Origin of the sequence: Fictibacillus solisalsi, from assembly GCF_900103485.1 — a bacterium.
GTDB lineage: Bacteria > Bacillota > Bacilli > Bacillales > Fictibacillaceae > Fictibacillus_C > Fictibacillus_C solisalsi.
In genome coordinates this window covers 21,352-38,045 of the sequence record NZ_FNHW01000002.1, presented here as the reverse complement: position 1 = coordinate 38,045, position 16,694 = coordinate 21,352, and the positions used below count along the sequence as shown (strand labels likewise).

The window sequence follows — 16,694 nt, the reverse complement described above, 5'->3', positions numbered from 1 at the left end:
TGATGAATAGAGTGTCAGGAAAAGTGATTTCGTGGTGTTAAAAGTTCTATGACCAGTATACCATCCCGACAGGCTGCGGTAATGTAATGAAAGGAATTCTCCGGTTTCCATCGAACCTATAGGAGATACAAAAGGAGGCGGTAATATGTTAGTTGGCCACATCAAAGAACTGGTTCGCCATCCTGTGAAATCGTTCTTCGGTGAAAGCGTGCAGGAGACACAAGTCATGGATTATGGGCTGTATGGTGACCGCAGCCATGCCTTTTTGGATAAAACACGGGAGGACAAGTTTTTAACCATCACGCAATTTCCAGAGATGGTCCGGTACAAAGCAAGATTCTCAGGTGAAGAGTCCTTGGACCGTTATCCGAATGTCGAGATTACCACACCCGAGGGCAGGACAGCAGCGTGGGGAGATGAAGAGCTTACAAAGGAGCTGGAAGCGCAATCACAACGAGAGCTTTCACCCGTTTCCTATACCCCTACGCATGTCCCTATAGGTCCGATTGAGGAAGAACATCTGCAATTGGTAACGGATGCTTCCCTGGAAAAATTGAAGGAACTGACTGGAAAACAAATGATAGAGCACCGGCGTTTTCGCCCCAATCTATGCCTATCACTTATCGAAAAAAATCCATTCATCGAAGAAACCTGGTTCGGAAAACGAATGAAAATCGGAAGGGAGGTGGAAATTCAGTTTCTGCGGCATTGTGAGCGGTGTTCCATCATCACGTATCATCCCGAAAGTGCCGAACGGGATGCCTCTTTACTGAAAACAGTAGCGAAAGAACGGCAGAATCACTTTGGCGTCTATGCTTCAGTCATCAAAACCGGTACAGTGCGTGTGGGTGATGCAGCCTATCTAGTTGTTTAAATAACTTTTAAAAATAGGAGGAAATTGTCCATGGAACATGTGATCAGTGGAATAAACCATTGGATACTTGAATTGCCGCGAGCGCTGGGACAGATGTCTGAAACAGAAACATCTCATCGTCCTGCGCCAAATAAATGGTCCAAAAAGGAGATTGTGGGGCATTTATGTGATTCGGCAATCAATAATATGACCCGATTCATTAAGATGCAGTACGAGGAACAGCCCTATGCAATCCAACCGTATGATCAGGACCAATGGGTGTCGGAACAACATTACCAGGATCAGACGCTTGAAGAGGTACTAACCCTTTTTATTGTCTTAAATCAGCAAATCATAACGATTCTTTCAAGCGTTCCAAAAGAGAAATTATCATACCTTTGTATTATTGGAAGTCATCAACAGGAAACCTTCGATTGGCTAATCAACGATTACCTTGAACATATGGACCACCATATAAACAATCAAATTCTAACCAGAAGTAAAGCATAAAAAAAGGACCAATACTGGCCCTTTTTTGTATTAAAAATCAAAATTGTCCGGATCTGGTCCTACCCGCAGGTTTTCGTTCAACGCGTCAATTTGATCCATCTCTGCAGATGTTAATTCAAAATCGAAGACTTGTGAGTTTTGAACAATGCGGTGTTCTTTTGTGGATTTTGGAATGGTGACTACACCATTTTGCAGATCCCAGCGTAAAATTACTTGCGCCACGCTCTTTTGGTGGGCGCCGGCAATTTCTTTCAGCACCGGGTGATCCAGCAATTGTCCCTGCATGAGCGGGGACCATGCTTCCAGTTGAATGCCTTGAGCCTTGCAGAACTCCTGAAGCTCTTTTTGCGTGAGCTTTGGATGATATTCCACCTGGTTGATCATCGGTTTGATTTCGGCATCTTTCATTAATTCTTCAAGATGGTGAATTTGAAAATTGCTTACACCGATCGCTTTTACTTTGCCTTCTTTATAAAGCGTTTCAAGCGCTCTCCAAGCGTCTTTAAACTTGCCTTCCACCGGCCAGTGTATGAGGTACAAATCAAGATATTCCAGATTGAGCTTTCTCAAGCTTTCCTCATACGCTGCAATCGTTTTTTCGTACCCCAGTTCAGAATTCCAAACTTTTGAGGTCACAAACAAATCTTCCCTGGAAAGTCCAGCTTCCTCAAGTCCTTCCTGGATCCCGGTTCCTACGCCTTCTTCATTTTCGTAAATCGCCGCAGTATCGATGCTGCGGTAACCGTTCTTGATGGCTGCCTTTACAGCATTCACAAGCTCCGGTCCTTCCTCTACTTTAAATACCCCAAGTCCGAACCAGGGCATTCTTACTCCATTACGCAAAGTGGTTGTATCCTGTAAATGATTGGCCACACTAATTCCTCCTATGCTTGAGCTTATCAAACAAGGTCTATTATTCCCCATAATGACGTGCTTGAAAAGTACGCACTTTTCAGTATCGTAGGAACCAAAAAGTTTTATGGGAACTTTTAAGTGCCTGTAAAACAGCAAAAGTTTGGTTCTTAAACCAGGAAAATCGTTGCGGGTAATAAGTACCTGCTATAAAATAGAACTACATACATAAAAAGGAAGTGTACGAATGAAAAAAGTCAGCGCCGTTCTTTTAACCTGCGGGCTCGTTGTCAGTTTATCCAGTGGTCTCTCTGCAGAAGCCAAAACATCTGTGGCCAAAGTAAAAACCTATAAAAACTGCACGGAGATGCATAAGGATTACAAAGGTGGAGTATCCCGCGCCAAAAACGTTAAGAACAAAGGCGGCAAAACAAAATATAAACCACATGTATCCAAAGCGCTCTATGATGCAAACAAAAAAAGTGACAGAGACAAAGATCTTATCGCTTGTGAACAATAAAAAAAACAGACTTTCAGGAATCCTGAAAGTCTGTTTTCACTTTATGCAGCTGTTTCTTCTCCTGTTTCATAATGCCGGCCGGTTCTGGCCACTTTGTTCCAGGCCTTTCGGTTGAAGAAATAGTCCACCGTGCCAAAGATAACAGCAAACATGGTGATAAAGCGATAGAAGAAAATATCAAAGATAATCACCATCAGCAAAGGATACGTGTCCTTTTCCTGAAAAGCATAGCCATGCCTCTCGCTCATGCCAATGGCGACCATATCATAAACCAGGCCGACCCCCAAAATATAAGCTACATATAGTAAAATGAAGGTCCATGAGAACAGCTTTCCGTCCAGACCATCCATAATCAATACGCCTGTCATAATATAAACCGCCATTGTACCGGCAAAGAACCCTTCAAACAAATAGAAAAAGGACACCGGTTTGGTGAACAGCGTTTTAAGTAAAAACGGTCCAAAATAAAAAAGGCAATCCACGAATGCTTTTTGCCAACGCACCCTTTGCTTGAAAAGATCTTTCCAGTTCTCCGGCAACTCTGTGTAACATACCGCATCCCGAATAAGCAGCACTTTACTTTTCTTATGCTTGGCCATGTATTTGTGCATCTTCAGCGTAATATCAATATCCTCCCCGACGGTCGATCGGTAACCGCCCACATCAAGTAAGGCTTTCTTTGTAAAAATTCCAAAAGCACCGGATATGACAGCCAGTGCTTTGAAACGTGCCAATGATACTTTATTGACATAAAATGCCTTCATAAAGTCTAGCGCTTGCGCCCGTACCAGCATATTGGCACTCTTTAGTGACAGGCCATCCATAGGCTTTTGGACTTTTGTTTGAAGCACGTGCACGACTCCGCCCGCCGCAATGACATTTTCATCTGAAAAGGCCTGGTTTACTGCGGGTAACGCCTCATCCGTTAAGATTGTATCCGCATCAAGGGTGACAACGAGCGGCTGGCTGGAATATTCGATGCCGGCGTTCAATGCATCTGCCTTTCCTCCATTTACTTTATCCAGCACGAAGATGTGCGGATAGTATTCGGACTGGTACACGCCTTTTACATTTCTATGCTGTAAATGGCGGGTATGAGACTTCATGCACGGCGTTAAGTTTAACAACGAATCAAGCCTGGCAAACGTCTTGTCTGAAGAACCGTCATTAATATAAAGAATTTCCGCCTTCGCATAGGAAAGGGTCTTCATGCTGCTGACTGACGTCTCAATGATTCCTTCTTCGTTATAGCACGGAATAAGTATACTGACTCCCTTTTCTTCCAATGTTCTTCTTTTCCGCTCAAGACTGTCCCGTCTGAACAGGGGCAGGCAATGAACAGAGTGCAGAAAAGGAAATGCGATCGATATAAAAATGAAAAAATACCATAAATAGTCCAACTCAAATCCTCCTAAACCCATAAATAATAACGATATAACTATAGTAATTGGAACTTAAAAGGATTTTTTAGTGGGTCATTGAACGATTTGAGTAGATAGTCGTTATTTGTCGAACACAAACAATATTCGGTATTACCACGAAGATATTGTGCAAAAGGCGAAAGACCCATACTCGGTAAAAACTTTGTAAGCAAAAGTTTAAGCGCCTGCAAATTTGTTTTAAAATATATTAATTTCCTGCCTAAGTCCACAATGATTTCAAACGCAAACAATGGGTAGAATGGGGATACCTTGTTTCTTGAACGAACCCGAATGAAGTGTAGAATTGGTCTCCCTGCTCTGTATCCGTATGCAGCACCAGTACGTGAAAATGGAGGTTGGCCTCATGGATGATCCTTCTCAGCAAAAGCGTTCCGAGACCCATCCTTCGAAACGTGCAGGATACATAAAATCTTCTTAATCTTCCAATTGATGTCTCGTTTGTATAGGGATCGCGATTAAGCCCGCCAATGGCCACACATTGACCGTCTTGATCAAATACACCCCACAGAGACTCCCCTCGCTGGTCAAAGGCATTACTGCCGTTCTTGTAATCACGGATTAACCGGTCGAGAAAACGAAAGCCTTCCCGTTTACTCTCCTCAACCATTTGAGTGAGTTCCTCCTCATTCAGGTCATCTATTTGTTTAACGGTGAATTGTTCCATTACTGGGCTGCTGGAATGGCTTGTTTTTGTTTACGCAGCATTTCGGCTTCCTTAATACTTTCGGCGAGCCAGATCGGCGTTTTAGGGTGATCTAGTATTTCCTCTTCTGTTAACCAATACAACGCCTCGACCTCATCCGGACTTTTCACAAAAGGCGTACAGTCATCCAACTCACATAAGAAAACCACATTAATAACTTCTCGGCCGTCCTCAAGCGTAAACATCGTGCTGCGGACATATTGAAGCTCACCTTTTACTGTCACTCCGACCTCTTCAAAAAGCTCTCTTTTTACGCTCGCCTCCAGAATATTGACAGATTCCCCTGCTGAGTCCACCTTTCCGCCCACGAAGGCAAGCAGTCCTCCTGCATGGTCTTCTTTTAAGCTGCGTTCAATGATTAGCCATTGATCATCTTTGTATACTGCGGCTTCTGCATTTACGACAAACATCTAATTCTCCCCCTTAAACTTAATTCCAACTCTATTTATACTTCACAAAGCTGTTTTTTCCTTTTATTAGGACAAAAAAGCCAGGCTAATGCCTGACTTTGCTGTTTTTATATCATTTCTTGTTCCCAAAATTTAACTTACTCTCAAAAAGCCTTCTTTTATTCTCAAAAAAAACTCTTTTATTCTCGAACTAGGTCACTTTATTCTCAAATTCGGGTGAAATATTCTCAAACGGATTAACCCTAATGCATTTCGACTAATTTCGACGTATTCTTTTACTAGGATACGAGCGGTTCATCCATCGCTAGACCTATGTTAATTCACTTCAGATGGCTGTTCTTCCATTTCCCGCACCTGAATCTTTTTGATCTGGTGGCCATCCATCCCTACCACTTTAAATTCATATTTTTCATGCCGGACCACGTCGCCTTTCTGAATGTCCGAGTTCATGGAAAGCATCCATCCGCCAATCGTGTCCAGATCCGTTTCATCGATATCCAGGGCGTACAGATCATTAACGTCTTCAATCAGCACTTTGCCATCGAGCATTCTCGTTTTGGCGTTCACGTTTATGATCATTGGGGATTCATCCTGGTCAAATTCATCCCGGATTTCACCGACCAGCTCCTCCAAAATATCCTCAATAGTCACCAGGCCTGATGTTCCGCCGTATTCATCCATCAGGATGGCCATGTGAGCACGTTTTTTCTGCATTTTGGTTAAGAGTTCCTGGATTGGAATATTCTCAAACACGCTCAAAATCGGACGAGTATACTCCTCGAGCGGTACCGCTTGTTTTCCTTTCATGACGCCATGGAATAACTCCTTGGAGTTGATCATTCCCAGGATCTCGTCTTTGTCCTCACCGACAACAGGATAACGGGTAAATTGCTCCTGAATGATGGTTTCAAAGGCTTCGTCCAGGGCCTGACCCGCCTGAAGGGTAACAATTTCCGTTCGCGGCACCATGATTTCTTTGGCGAGCCGGTTATCAAACTCAAATACATTGTTCACATAGCTGAATTCCGATTTATTAATCTCTCCGCTTTTATAGCTTTCGCTTAAAATGGAACGCAGTTCTTCTTCCGAGTGTGCCATTTCATGCTCTGAGGCCGCTTGAAATCCAAACAATTTTACAAACAGCTGGGCGCTTCCGTTCAATGCCCAGATAAAAGGGTACATGATTTGGTAAAAGAAAAGAAGCGGCCGGGATAACAGCAAACTAACACTTTCCGCTTTTTGAATGGCAATGGTTTTTGGCGCCAGCTCACCCAGCACGACATGTAAAAAGGTAATGGACGCAAAGGCAATGATAAACGAGATGGTCTTCGCCAAAGCTGCTGAAAGCTCCAGGTTTACAAATAAAGGGTGAAGCAGATGTTCAACCGTTGGTTCACCGAGCCATCCCAGTCCGAGTGCTGTAATCGTAATCCCCAGCTGACAGGCTGACAGGGATCCATCGAGGTTGGTTATGACTTTTTTGGCTGCAACTGCATTTCGGTTCCCTTCCGCCACCAGCTGATCAATCCGGGTGATACGCACACGGATGATCGAGAATTCTGCAGCTACGAAAAACGCCGTAAGTAGGATCAGTACAGCAACCATGAATAAATTAAATATATCCAATAGGGTCCTCTCCATCCCAAAGGGATAAAGAGGTTCCACCTCCCAGGTAAAAAATATTTGATCTTTTTCCTTTGTATTAAATTACGCCAATAGTCCGTTCTCAATACCATTTCATGAAATTGTTTCCTACATTTGATCTCCCCGTAATCCAATTCTTCACTCATCTCCATATCAAGTACGAAACAAAGTCTGTGAAGTTTCAATTTTTGTCTAACGTTTGTTAATTGGACACAAAAAAGACGGCAAGCTCATCGGCCGGCCGTCTTATCCTTATATTTTAAGAATGTTGTGGTGCTTTATATGGTTTCGGAAGCTTAAACCCGTGCTGGGCCATCACCTGGCGCAAACGGTCGGGATAATCGGTAATCAAGCCGTCGGCCCCGTCATTAATCAGCTTGTTCATGGTTGGTATATCATCCACCGTCCAGGGAATGACCTTCATCCCCGCCTGGTGAGCCTTATCCACCATTTGCTTGGTCACGTAGGGCTCATAGTTTTCATCGGTAATTTTTCCATCCTGCGGGAAGCCATGAACAGGTGAGATCGCATTTGCCCCAAACGAGTGGGCGGCCGCTACCAGGTCACCGTTAAAATCGTCAATATCAATGCCGCCAAGCCATGGGGAAGCTCCTGGCTGCCCCGGCTGCAGAAATTGTGGCCCGTTTGTCAGTGCGACAATTGGCAGGCGGGGTTCGACTTCACGCATCCGCATAAGAGATCCCCAATCAAAGCTTTGTATCGAAACGCGGTTCAGCATCCCGGCTTCCCGGACCTGACGGGCGACGATTTGTACAAATTCTTCCCGCGGAGCCGTCTCTTCCGGAGCACCAGCTTCTACTTTAGTTTCAATGTTCATCCATACCTTCTTCGCTTTATAGCGTTTCACAAGATCAAAAATATCCGTTAACAACGGCATTTGGGCACCAGGGCTTGCCACCTGTCCCGGAAACTGGGGCAGCGTAGAAGATCCACAGTCCAACGTCCGAATCTGACTCAGTGTCAGATTATTTATGTATTTGCCAACATACGGGTATTCCGGATCTCCTGCCGTAGCAGGCTTGGTATCCCGGCATTTAGCCCCCGAAATTTGCCGATCATGCGTTACAACAGCCTGATGGTCTTCTGTAATTTGCACATCCAGCTCCAGCGTGCTCACCCCAAGCTCCAGAGCACGGGAAAAAGAAGCGATGGTTGATTCTACCGTAAGCCCGATTCCTCCGCGGTGGGCTTCCAGATCAAAACCCCTCTGTCCAAAAGATTGATAGCCCTTATCAGCTGCAAAAACGGTTGGCCCCGCTCCAAAAACAGCCATTGAACCGATCATGATTGCTGAAATAGCCGTCCCTATAACCTTCTTTTTCATCTGCTTTTCTCCCCTTAAACGCTATAATAGAATACGTTTCAAGTATAAAGGGCATTTATGAACCCTTTTTGAAGCAAATGTTAAGAAAACATATGGTTAGAGCTTCATTGTCATAAACACACTGTTCGGATCATTGGTATAATGAGCAAACGGCTTACACTCCTCAAATCCGAAACGAGTGTAAAGCCTTCTTGCCGGTTCAAAGGCTTTCATGGAGCCGGTCTCAAGGCTCAGCCGCTCATAGCCGCGATGTTTCGCTTCGGCAATGATGTGTTTGAGAAGGCTCTGTGCCACTCCTTTTCTTAAATGGGTAGTGGCCGTGCGCATGGACTTGATTTCCCCATGCCGGGCGTCCAGTTCCTTTAAAGCACCACAGCCCATAAGCTGACTGTCCGTCCATACACTCCAAAACGTGATATCTGCTTCCCGTAAGCCCTCCGGATTCAAGGCATGAATGCTTTCCGGGGGCGAATGCAGCTGCATTCCCTGAAGATGCTCCCCAATCAGTGACCTGATTTCCGTTCCTGTTAAATCATCTACTCTTATAACCATTTTCTTCGATTCCTCCCCACTCAAAATCTATTTCTGATCAGCAGTCTGATAATGTAATAACACATTGCCTGATTCAAACGCCTGGGTTCTTACCAGTGTCAGAGAAGTTTGTTTCATCCCCTGATACATCGCCTTCCCTTCGCCCGCAATCACAGGCGTCATAATCAGCATGTATTCATCAATTAAGCCTGCATTTCCCAGCTGCTGGACGATTGATCCGCTTCCAAAAATCAAAATATTGGCGCCTTCTTCCTGCTTAACCCTTGTGATTACCTCTACCGGGTCACTGCTGTACAGCTCGGTATTTTCCCATGTGGCTTTTTTAATCGTTGTTGAAAAAACAATTTTGGTATGATCAGTGAGTACCTGGGCAACATCCTTTAAATACTGCGGAGTATTGGGATCGTAGAGCATGGGCACCCAGCTTCGTTCAAACCCTCTATACGTATTGGCACCGAAAATAAAGGCTGATACTTCTTCCTGACCGCTCCGGACCGCTTTGTCCACTTCCGGATCCTGAATGAACCAATCCATTCCAAATGTGGCTTCATTCAGACTCGCAAAATACCCGTCCACCGATACTCGATTCAGTACCGTAATTTTCCGCATCATTCATCATCCTTTCCAAGATATAAACACTGCAGCTACGGAAGTCGATTAAGTATTTTATCCTTTACCCCATTTTTTACCGCGGCCAAAAATGGATCATTGACCAGCTTTGCTTGTATTCATCTCTTCTATTTCTTCATCATGTTCAGCTGCCAGGAGACGCCATAGCGGTCCTCGACCCAGGAGAACTTTTCACTGATCGGTGTATCAGCAATCGGCATAAGCACCTTCCCGTTGTCCGCCAGTTTGTGGTGTAGTTCCTCCAGTTCCTCGCCGGAATCACATTCTATAAATAACGAAAGAGCGGGAGTAAACGTAAAACCATGCTCAATAATGCTGTCAATGGCCATCACCGTTTGTCCTTTAATGGTGAACGTCGCATGCAGCACCATCCCATTTTCCTGGTACAAAATGGTTTTAACTTCTGAATCCTTGAACGTTGAAGTATAAAAACGGATCGCCTCTTCTGCTTTCCCTTCAAACAACAAAAACGGCGTTACTTTTTGCATTGTACCTCTCCTTTCTACATAATTTAATTTTCAAGAACAAACTTTCATTTCCTTTTTATACAATGGTTATTATTGATTTTTCACCAACCGAAATGGTAGCGTAAGGACAACTAGGACTACAGAATACAACAAAGGGGAAACCAATTTAATGATTTCCAGAGAAAGATTAGAAAACAAACAAGTTTGGCTGTATGTCATTGTACTGATAGGAGCAGCCGGGCTCGGATTAACCGCTCCTGAAGTTGGAGCAAAATTAGATGCCACCATTTCCTTTGTCATTGCTATCTTGATGTATAGCATGTTTTCACAGATTCCATTTACTTCTTTAAAGGAGTCATTGGCTAATCGCCGTTTTATTGGGGCGTTATTAACGGTGAACTATATTGCCGTTCCGATTGTGGTATGGCTTCTGTCAAAATTACTTCCGGACTATCCCCCGTTATTGCTTGGAGTCTATCTGGTATTGCTTACACCATGTATTGATTATGTCATTGTCTTTACAGCCCTTGGACGAGGAAATGAAAAGATTATCCTTACTTCTACACCTATTCTCTTCATCACGCAGATGCTGCTCCTACCACTTTATTTATGGCTGTTTATTGGAAATGACGCGGCAGAAATCGTAGACCCGCGTCCGTTCCTTGAAGCTTTTTTCGGTCTCATTGTTATCCCTTTAGGACTTGCTGTGATGCTGCAGCTAGTTGCAAAAAAGGCATCTGTCGGGAGTAAAATCATAGATATATCAGCATGGCTTCCTGTTCCACTCATGGCACTTACGCTTTTTGTCGTTGTATCTTCTCAAATCGGCAAATTATCAACCAATATGGACCTGATTCTGAAAGTCATTCCTATCTATATTGCTTTTATGATCATGATGCCGTTCATTTCCAGGTTCATGGCCAAGTGGTTCAACCTTGATCTTGGTTCAGGCCGTGCACTGATTTTCAGCGGATCCACACGGAACTCGCTTGTCGTGCTTCCTCTCGCTTTAGCCTTACCGGGTCAATTGAGCGCATTGGTAGCGGCCATCATCGTCACACAAACCATCATCGAGCTTGCCGGTGAACTCATTTATATCCGCTTAGTACCAAATATTCTTTTACGCGAACGTAAGGATAAGGAAACAACTTAACTGGTCCATACCTAAACAAAGAAACCCAACTGGTTAAAGTTGGGTTCTTTTGTGTTCCATATTATTTTTTAAACCGGAATGGCACTGTCGCCACCACGACATCCCGCTTGAACAGCAGATAGGCCCGGATGAGCAGACTTGACTGGTTATGCAGAATGTTATGCCAGTTCTTTTTAGTGATGAACTGCGGAATCAATACCGTTACCCGGTAATTGTTTTCTTCCGCTTTATTTTGGACCGTATCAATAAATTTCGTAAGCGGCATAATGATGCTTCGGTATGAGGAATGCAGAGTAACGAGCCGTACATTTGGCTGCCACTTTTTCCATTTCTCTTCAAACGCATGTTCATCTTCCCGTTCAAAAGCCACATAAACAGCAATGACCTGGTCCGTAAGGGAAGTTGCGAAGTTAATTGAGTTTTCAACGACCTTCGTAATTCCTGCCACAGGAACAATAATTACATTTCCTTCAACAAGTTTTGGCGGCTGATTCGGATTGATGCGCAGCTGTTCACCCACAAGATCATAGTGCGTTTTGATTCGGTGAAACAGCAGAACGATCAGCGGCAGGAAAACGAGCACCGGCCACACTTGCGGAAATTTGGTTAAAAAGAACATGATGGTGACGATGAAACTAATAAGTGCTCCCGTAGCATTGGTAATCAGTTTTGGCACCCAGCCTTGTGGCTTTTCCCTCATCCATTTCAAGATCATTCCCGTTTGGGACAGGGTGAACGGGATAAATACACCGACCGCATACAGCGGAATGAGATGCTCGGTTTTCCCGTTGAACACAATAAGAAGAAGGATTGCTGCTACTCCAAGCGTGATAATACCGTTGGAGTATCCGAGCCGGTCACCGCGGATCGTGAACATGCGCGGGATGAATTTATCCTTCGCCAGGTTTACCGCCAGCAGCGGAAAAGCGGAATAACCAGTATTTGCAGCCAAAACAAGGATTAATGCGGTTGTACCTTGAATAAAGAAATACATAAAGGTTCTGCCAAACGTGTCATCCGCAATCTGTGAAACGACCGTTTCTGTGGCATTCGGGGTGATGCCGTAATAATAGGCAAGAAAAACAATCCCCGAGAACAAAATAGCTAACAGTCCGCCCATTGCCATAAGCGTTCGTGAGGCATTCCGTGGTGCAGGATCCTTAAAGTTTGGAATAGCGTTTGAAATCGCCTCAACACCGGTAAGGGCGGAACTTCCTGATGCAAAAGCCTTCAGCAGCAGGAAAAGGCTGATTCCGGCTACCGGTGTACCGATTGGTGTATGCAAGTTCTCAGGCACATGGCCGGTAACACTGTTGTATACGCCAACCCCGATCATGACGATCAGGGCCACAACAAATAAATAAACCGGATAAGCCAGCACAGAAGCTGACTCGGTGACTCCCCTTAAGTTCAGGGTAGTCAGAAACAGGACAAACACGATTGAAATTGGCAGATTATAGGGATGCAGCGCGGGAAACGCAGAAGTAATCGCATCCGCACCCGCGGACACACTAACCGCAACCGTTAATATGTAATCCACCAGCAGCGATCCGCCGGCAATTAACCCCGGATTTTTCCCAAGATTGTCCCTGGAGACCACATAAGCCCCTCCGCCATGTGGGTACGCATAGATAATTTGCCGATAAGATAAGATGAGAGCAGTAAGCAGAATGAGTACACCGGCGGCAATCGGAATGGAATACCAGAAGGCAGCTGCACCTATGGTAAATAAAACAATCAATATTTGTTCAGGCCCGTAGGCAACTGATGATAAAGCATCGGAAGAAAGAATGGCCAAAGCTTTCGTTTTATTCAGCTTCTGTTCCCCCAGCTCAGTTGATTTGAGTGGTCTTCCGATCAATAACCTCTTCAAGGAAGTTAACATATTGAATTCACCGCCATTTAAAATTGATCTCTTGATGACTAAAAAAAGGTATCAAAAAAGCCCACAAGCCGACGTAAATAGACCTGTGGACATTATAATTTTAGTCGCACAAGCTTCACCTTCTTGTCTCTAAAAACGCTTACGGGGTTAGCTGTCGGATTCGGGCCTCAAGAGTAGCCCTACCTTTTAAAGGATTCACCCCGTGGATGGATTTATGCATCCAGATGGTTCCCCCGCACACTAAGGTTTCAGCGATTTAAGAAATTGAAACTTCGTATATCATACTCCTGCTTTCGGCAATTGTAAATAAAAAGATTAAAACCTTTAAACACAGGTAATCTTATTAATAATAAGCTTCGAAAATCACCCTACTTTTGATAGGAGGATGTGTCATGCCGGAGAAAAAAGAGCCACTTTTAACGGACGAATTTCTCGACCAGCTGGCAAAGGAAATTAACGAATTATATGGCGGTCCTGCTTTTGAACAAGGAGATGTTTCCGAGAAAATGGAAGCAGATTAAAAATATTTATGTTACTAAGTTTTACAAAGTAATACTTCTGCAAAAGAAATACCATTAGCTTTTCACTAATGGCATTCGATATTATCATTATTCTTTTTCGCCGACTACTGTAAAACGCTGATTTTCATGCTGAGGATTTTCAATTTCATCGAGCACTGCAATCGCATAATCAGCATAGCTGATATAGCTTTCACCTTCAGAATTCAGGATCATCTGATCTTTCCCTTTTTGATAGGAACCAGTACGTTTGCCATTTGGATTGAAAAAGGCGGCGGGGCTAAGATATGTCCAGCTGATCCCCTCTGAACCTTGCAATTCCTTCAAATTTTCAGCCGCCTTTGAAGCAGTTGGGTAATACGCTTCTGGAAAGTCAGGAGTTTCCAACATGCGGGTCGTTTGCGCCTCATCTACAAACAGGCTGCCAGCGCCTCCCACTACAAAAAGCTTGGTTTGCGGTGACCTTTTTATAGCCTCGATTAAAAGATGGCCGACTTTAACATGCTGATGCTCCTCACCAGGAGGTGCATTAAATGCATTAACAACCACATCGAAGCCTTTTAAGTCTTCTGTCTTCAGATCGAAGATATTCCTTTCCAGTACTTTTGCTTTCTCATTTTTGACCTTGGCCGCATTCCGGACGATGGCCGTCGCTTCATGTCCCCTTTCTATCGCTTCATTGATAATAAGACTTCCAACTTTACCGGTCGCACCAATAACTCCAATTTTCTTCATCTGCTGTTCCCTCCATTAAAAAATTAATCATTGCTTTTACTTGTAATCATTTTAATTACATGTAACTGTTTTGTCAACAGGTTGAACTTAAGCTATACTAGTACTATACGTTAAACGTTATCCGCAACTATAAAGAAGGTGATCAATTTGTCCATCAGCAGCCGATTTTCTGTAGGCGTTCATATACTCTCTCTCCTGGAGATTGATAAAAGTGAAACAAAATCATCTGAGTTTATCGCAGGAAGTGTAAATACCAATCCCGCTGTTATCCGAAAAATTATGGGAATGCTAAAAAATGCAGGGCTCGTCAACGTCCGGCCCGGAGTAGCTGGTGCAGAACTGGCGAAGAACCTCAATGAAATTACCCTTCTGGATGTCTATAAGGCCGTCAATGTCGTGCAGGAAAATGAACTGTTCAGTGTTCATGACCACCCCAATCCTGAATGTAGGGTCGGCCGCAATATCCAGGAGACCATCATCCCTATACTTTCCATCGCTCAAAGCGCTTTGGAAAAAGCATTGAGCAATGTAACGATCGCGGATGTGGTAAAGGATATTGAAGAAAAAGAAAAACGAAACAGTAAGTGAAAAAGGCATCCAGATCAAATGGATGCCTTTTAAATTAGTTTATTGGTTATTCGAGTCATTTTAGAAGAATTCTGGAGAGCAGAGATTACCTCGCTCTTTTTCGCCCTTCCGTTTACAGATTTTCTGGCAAACCATTAAGATACATATCAAGTGCATCGTCATTTTCCTTCAGTACCGCAATGGTTTTGGAATGCGGAGCAGCGTAAATCACCGGATAATCCTTTTCGCCCTGCTCTGGTTGAACTGCAAATGCCAGCTTTTCTTGATCAACGGAAAACTCCGCAGACACTCCCTCTTTATTGCCTCTCCCGTCCAGACGGACCCACTTCTTCAGGGATTTTAAATAAACCCCATTTAATGCATGAATACAATATCCTTTATCTGGTGTATCAAAAAGCATCAGCCGTTGATAACAGAAACCCGCCGGTATTCCTTCCCTTCTCAACAGAGCGGCCAGCAGATTGGATTTTGCATAGCAGATCCCTTCTTTATGAGTAAGCACATCAGACGCTGAACACGTAATCCTCCTGCTTTGTATATCCCATGAGTGTGCGATTTCATCGCGGACGTATTCAAACACTATTTTTACCTTTTCCAGCTCAGTTTGAGAGGGGTGAAAAAGTTTGTCCGCCAATGCAGCAATAGCAGCGTGGGAAAAATCTACGACTTCCGTTTCGCGTAAATAATCATCTAGCTGTTCTGACTCACTTATCATGCCTGTCTCCTTATGTATAAATTTTTACGGCCTTTACAATAATCCATACAAAAATCAAAGCCCAGACCAGCAGAATGAGTCCGCCCGCCATCCAGTTCTTCGGCTTTTTCTGTCTGATCAGTTCTTCTGCCCTTTCCTCACAATCGTTCAGAACATGATTGGGTATCATTTTCAAAGCCAGCCAGATCCCAGCAGGTACCAGGATGATATCATCCAATAACCCAAGAACCGGTATAAAGTCAGGAATAAGATCAATCGGGCTGAAAGCATAAGCTACCACCATTGCGGTAAATGCTTTAGCATACCAGGAGACCCTGTTATCTCTGCAGGCAAAGTACAAAATATAAATCTGTCGTTTCAGTTTTCTGGCCCAGGATTTTAATTTATTCATAGGTCCTCCATACATGGGTGATTTCCTATGCTTCTTCACTAGCCAGACTAAATCCTCTTTCAAATATATTCCATTACTAAAGAAAACCGCTTAATCTCTTTTGCATAAAAAAACAGGCCGCTGTATGCAGCCTGCCTTACTTAATTATTAATATACTTTTCAAATACATAGCCGTAATCTTTTACGTGATACTCTTTACGGCTTTCCATGAGCCACGTAAAGGCGGCATCATTCAACTGGTTGAAGCTGTCGACCAGTTCGTTTTCCTTGCTTTGGATGCGGCTGAGAGTCGTGGATGCGACATTGATGCTCTGCTGGGCATATTGAAGGGCAAACTCATTCTCATGAGCAATCTCCGCAATTTTACAAAGGGACTTATACAGATCCTTCAGTTCTTCAATGTGTTTTTTGTGCACATCGATAGAAAACGGAACCGACCCGATCACAAATTTGATTTCCACGTCGAGATCCACCGTTCCCGCAGTCTCCAAAGAAACGTTTGAAATCGTGTTCTCGCTGTAGCTGTAGCGGTGAAGCATGCGTTTTTTGCTGACTGCGCTCGTTCCGTCCAAATGAATGAGCGCACGGTTCGTAAAGCAGTATTCATCTGTTTTTGACTTGATCAGAAAATAGATCTTCTCATTGTCCTCATGAAAAACGTAATCATCGGCGTCCACCTTGTCGTAATCGACCGGCTTGATCACACTCCCGACATCACTTAATCCCAATGCATCTGAAGCTAGGCGCTTTAACATTATTTCTTCCTCTCCTTGTTACGATC

Annotated in this window: 20 protein-coding genes and 1 riboswitch; of the genes, 6 read left to right on the top strand and 14 right to left on the bottom strand. The window is 43.9% G+C overall.

Annotation, left to right across the window (positions count from 1 at the left end; translation table 11 throughout):
- Positions 1-145 precede the first annotated feature (145 nt).
- Positions 146-874, top strand: a complete 729-nt coding sequence (locus BLT53_RS17540; protein WP_090237027.1) for an MOSC domain-containing protein — start codon at positions 146-148, stop codon at positions 872-874.
- Between the two features lie 30 nt (positions 875-904).
- Complete coding sequence (locus tag BLT53_RS17535) at positions 905-1,363, top strand: DinB family protein (RefSeq protein WP_090237025.1); 459 nt, start codon at positions 905-907, stop codon at positions 1,361-1,363.
- 30 nt (positions 1,364-1,393) lie between these two features.
- Here the strand turns inward: BLT53_RS17535 and BLT53_RS17530 are convergent, their stop codons facing one another.
- Positions 1,394-2,236 (bottom strand): aldo/keto reductase, encoded by an 843-nt coding sequence (locus BLT53_RS17530; RefSeq protein ID WP_090237024.1) that lies wholly within the window; start codon positions 2,234-2,236, stop codon positions 1,394-1,396.
- Positions 2,237-2,462: 226 nt separating this feature from the next.
- Between BLT53_RS17530 and BLT53_RS17525 the strand changes: the two genes are divergently transcribed.
- Complete coding sequence (locus BLT53_RS17525) at positions 2,463-2,735, top strand: excalibur calcium-binding domain-containing protein (RefSeq protein WP_090237022.1); 273 nt, start codon at positions 2,463-2,465, stop codon at positions 2,733-2,735.
- A 41-nt stretch (positions 2,736-2,776) separates the two neighbouring features.
- On the opposite strand, the gene BLT53_RS17520 is transcribed toward BLT53_RS17525, so the two are convergent.
- The 8 genes from BLT53_RS17520 to BLT53_RS17485 all read right to left on the bottom strand — a co-directional run bounded on the left by BLT53_RS17520 (position 2,777) and on the right by BLT53_RS17485 (position 9,949).
- A complete protein-coding gene (locus tag BLT53_RS17520; protein ID WP_170834416.1) occupies positions 2,777-4,135 on the bottom strand; it encodes a glycosyltransferase family 2 protein in 1,359 nt (452 codons plus the stop codon).
- A 241-nt stretch (positions 4,136-4,376) separates the two neighbouring features.
- Positions 4,377-4,841: a GNAT family N-acetyltransferase gene (locus tag BLT53_RS17515; protein ID WP_090237019.1), complete on the bottom strand. Its 465-nt coding sequence runs from the start codon at positions 4,839-4,841 to the stop codon at positions 4,377-4,379.
- On the bottom strand, positions 4,841-5,290 hold the full coding sequence (locus tag BLT53_RS17510; RefSeq protein ID WP_090237017.1) for an NUDIX domain-containing protein: 450 nt from the start codon (positions 5,288-5,290) through the stop codon (positions 4,841-4,843). Before BLT53_RS17510 ends, BLT53_RS17515 begins: the two co-directional genes overlap by 1 nt.
- Positions 5,291-5,605: 315 nt before the next feature.
- The gene (locus BLT53_RS17505; RefSeq protein ID WP_090237016.1) at positions 5,606-6,916 is read right to left on the bottom strand and encodes a hemolysin family protein; all 1,311 of its coding nucleotides are present in this window, start codon (positions 6,914-6,916) and stop codon (positions 5,606-5,608) included.
- Between the two features lie 277 nt (positions 6,917-7,193).
- Positions 7,194-8,279 (bottom strand): glycerophosphodiester phosphodiesterase family protein, encoded by a 1,086-nt coding sequence (locus BLT53_RS17500; protein ID WP_090237014.1) that lies wholly within the window; start codon positions 8,277-8,279, stop codon positions 7,194-7,196.
- Between the two features lie 96 nt (positions 8,280-8,375).
- Positions 8,376-8,831 carry a GNAT family N-acetyltransferase gene (locus BLT53_RS17495; protein WP_090237013.1) on the bottom strand — a complete coding sequence of 152 codons (456 nt, stop codon included), beginning with the start codon at positions 8,829-8,831 and terminating at the stop codon, positions 8,376-8,378.
- 27 nt (positions 8,832-8,858) lie between these two features.
- Complete coding sequence (locus BLT53_RS17490) at positions 8,859-9,440, bottom strand: dihydrofolate reductase family protein (RefSeq protein WP_090237011.1); 582 nt, start codon at positions 9,438-9,440, stop codon at positions 8,859-8,861.
- A 128-nt stretch (positions 9,441-9,568) separates the two neighbouring features.
- Positions 9,569-9,949: a VOC family protein gene (locus BLT53_RS17485; RefSeq protein ID WP_090237010.1), complete on the bottom strand. Its 381-nt coding sequence runs from the start codon at positions 9,947-9,949 to the stop codon at positions 9,569-9,571.
- A 148-nt stretch (positions 9,950-10,097) separates the two neighbouring features.
- Between BLT53_RS17485 and BLT53_RS17480 the strand changes: the two genes are divergently transcribed.
- The gene (locus tag BLT53_RS17480) at positions 10,098-11,081 is read left to right on the top strand and encodes an arsenic resistance protein (protein WP_090237008.1); all 984 of its coding nucleotides are present in this window, start codon (positions 10,098-10,100) and stop codon (positions 11,079-11,081) included.
- Between the two features lie 61 nt (positions 11,082-11,142).
- Here the strand turns inward: BLT53_RS17480 and BLT53_RS17475 are convergent, their stop codons facing one another.
- Positions 11,143-12,966 carry an APC family permease gene (locus BLT53_RS17475; protein WP_090237006.1) on the bottom strand — a complete coding sequence of 608 codons (1,824 nt, stop codon included), beginning with the start codon at positions 12,964-12,966 and terminating at the stop codon, positions 11,143-11,145.
- A gap of 120 nt (positions 12,967-13,086) precedes the next feature.
- A riboswitch (cyclic di-AMP (ydaO/yuaA leader) is annotated at positions 13,087-13,230 on the bottom strand.
- Between the two features lie 128 nt (positions 13,231-13,358).
- On the opposite strand from BLT53_RS17475, the gene BLT53_RS24775 reads away from it, so the two are divergent.
- Positions 13,359-13,487 (top strand): hypothetical protein, encoded by a 129-nt coding sequence (locus BLT53_RS24775; RefSeq protein WP_139168432.1) that lies wholly within the window; start codon positions 13,359-13,361, stop codon positions 13,485-13,487.
- A gap of 87 nt (positions 13,488-13,574) precedes the next feature.
- Here the strand turns inward: BLT53_RS24775 and BLT53_RS17470 are convergent, their stop codons facing one another.
- Entirely contained in the window at positions 13,575-14,219 is a 645-nt protein-coding gene (locus tag BLT53_RS17470) for an NAD(P)-dependent oxidoreductase (RefSeq protein ID WP_090237005.1), read from the bottom strand.
- Positions 14,220-14,366: 147 nt separating this feature from the next.
- On the opposite strand from BLT53_RS17470, the gene BLT53_RS17465 reads away from it, so the two are divergent.
- A complete protein-coding gene (locus tag BLT53_RS17465) occupies positions 14,367-14,807 on the top strand; it encodes an Rrf2 family transcriptional regulator (protein WP_090237004.1) in 441 nt (146 codons plus the stop codon).
- A gap of 112 nt (positions 14,808-14,919) precedes the next feature.
- On the opposite strand, the gene BLT53_RS17460 is transcribed toward BLT53_RS17465, so the two are convergent.
- The 3 genes from BLT53_RS17460 to BLT53_RS17450 all read right to left on the bottom strand — a co-directional run bounded on the left by BLT53_RS17460 (position 14,920) and on the right by BLT53_RS17450 (position 16,668).
- A complete protein-coding gene (locus BLT53_RS17460) occupies positions 14,920-15,522 on the bottom strand; it encodes a transglutaminase-like domain-containing protein (protein WP_090237003.1) in 603 nt (200 codons plus the stop codon).
- A 10-nt stretch (positions 15,523-15,532) separates the two neighbouring features.
- Entirely contained in the window at positions 15,533-15,913 is a 381-nt protein-coding gene (locus BLT53_RS17455) for a YkvA family protein (RefSeq protein ID WP_061974926.1), read from the bottom strand.
- Positions 15,914-16,053: 140 nt separating this feature from the next.
- Entirely contained in the window at positions 16,054-16,668 is a 615-nt protein-coding gene (locus BLT53_RS17450; RefSeq protein WP_090237001.1) for a PH domain-containing protein, read from the bottom strand.
- Between the last annotated feature and the right edge of the window lie 26 nt (positions 16,669-16,694).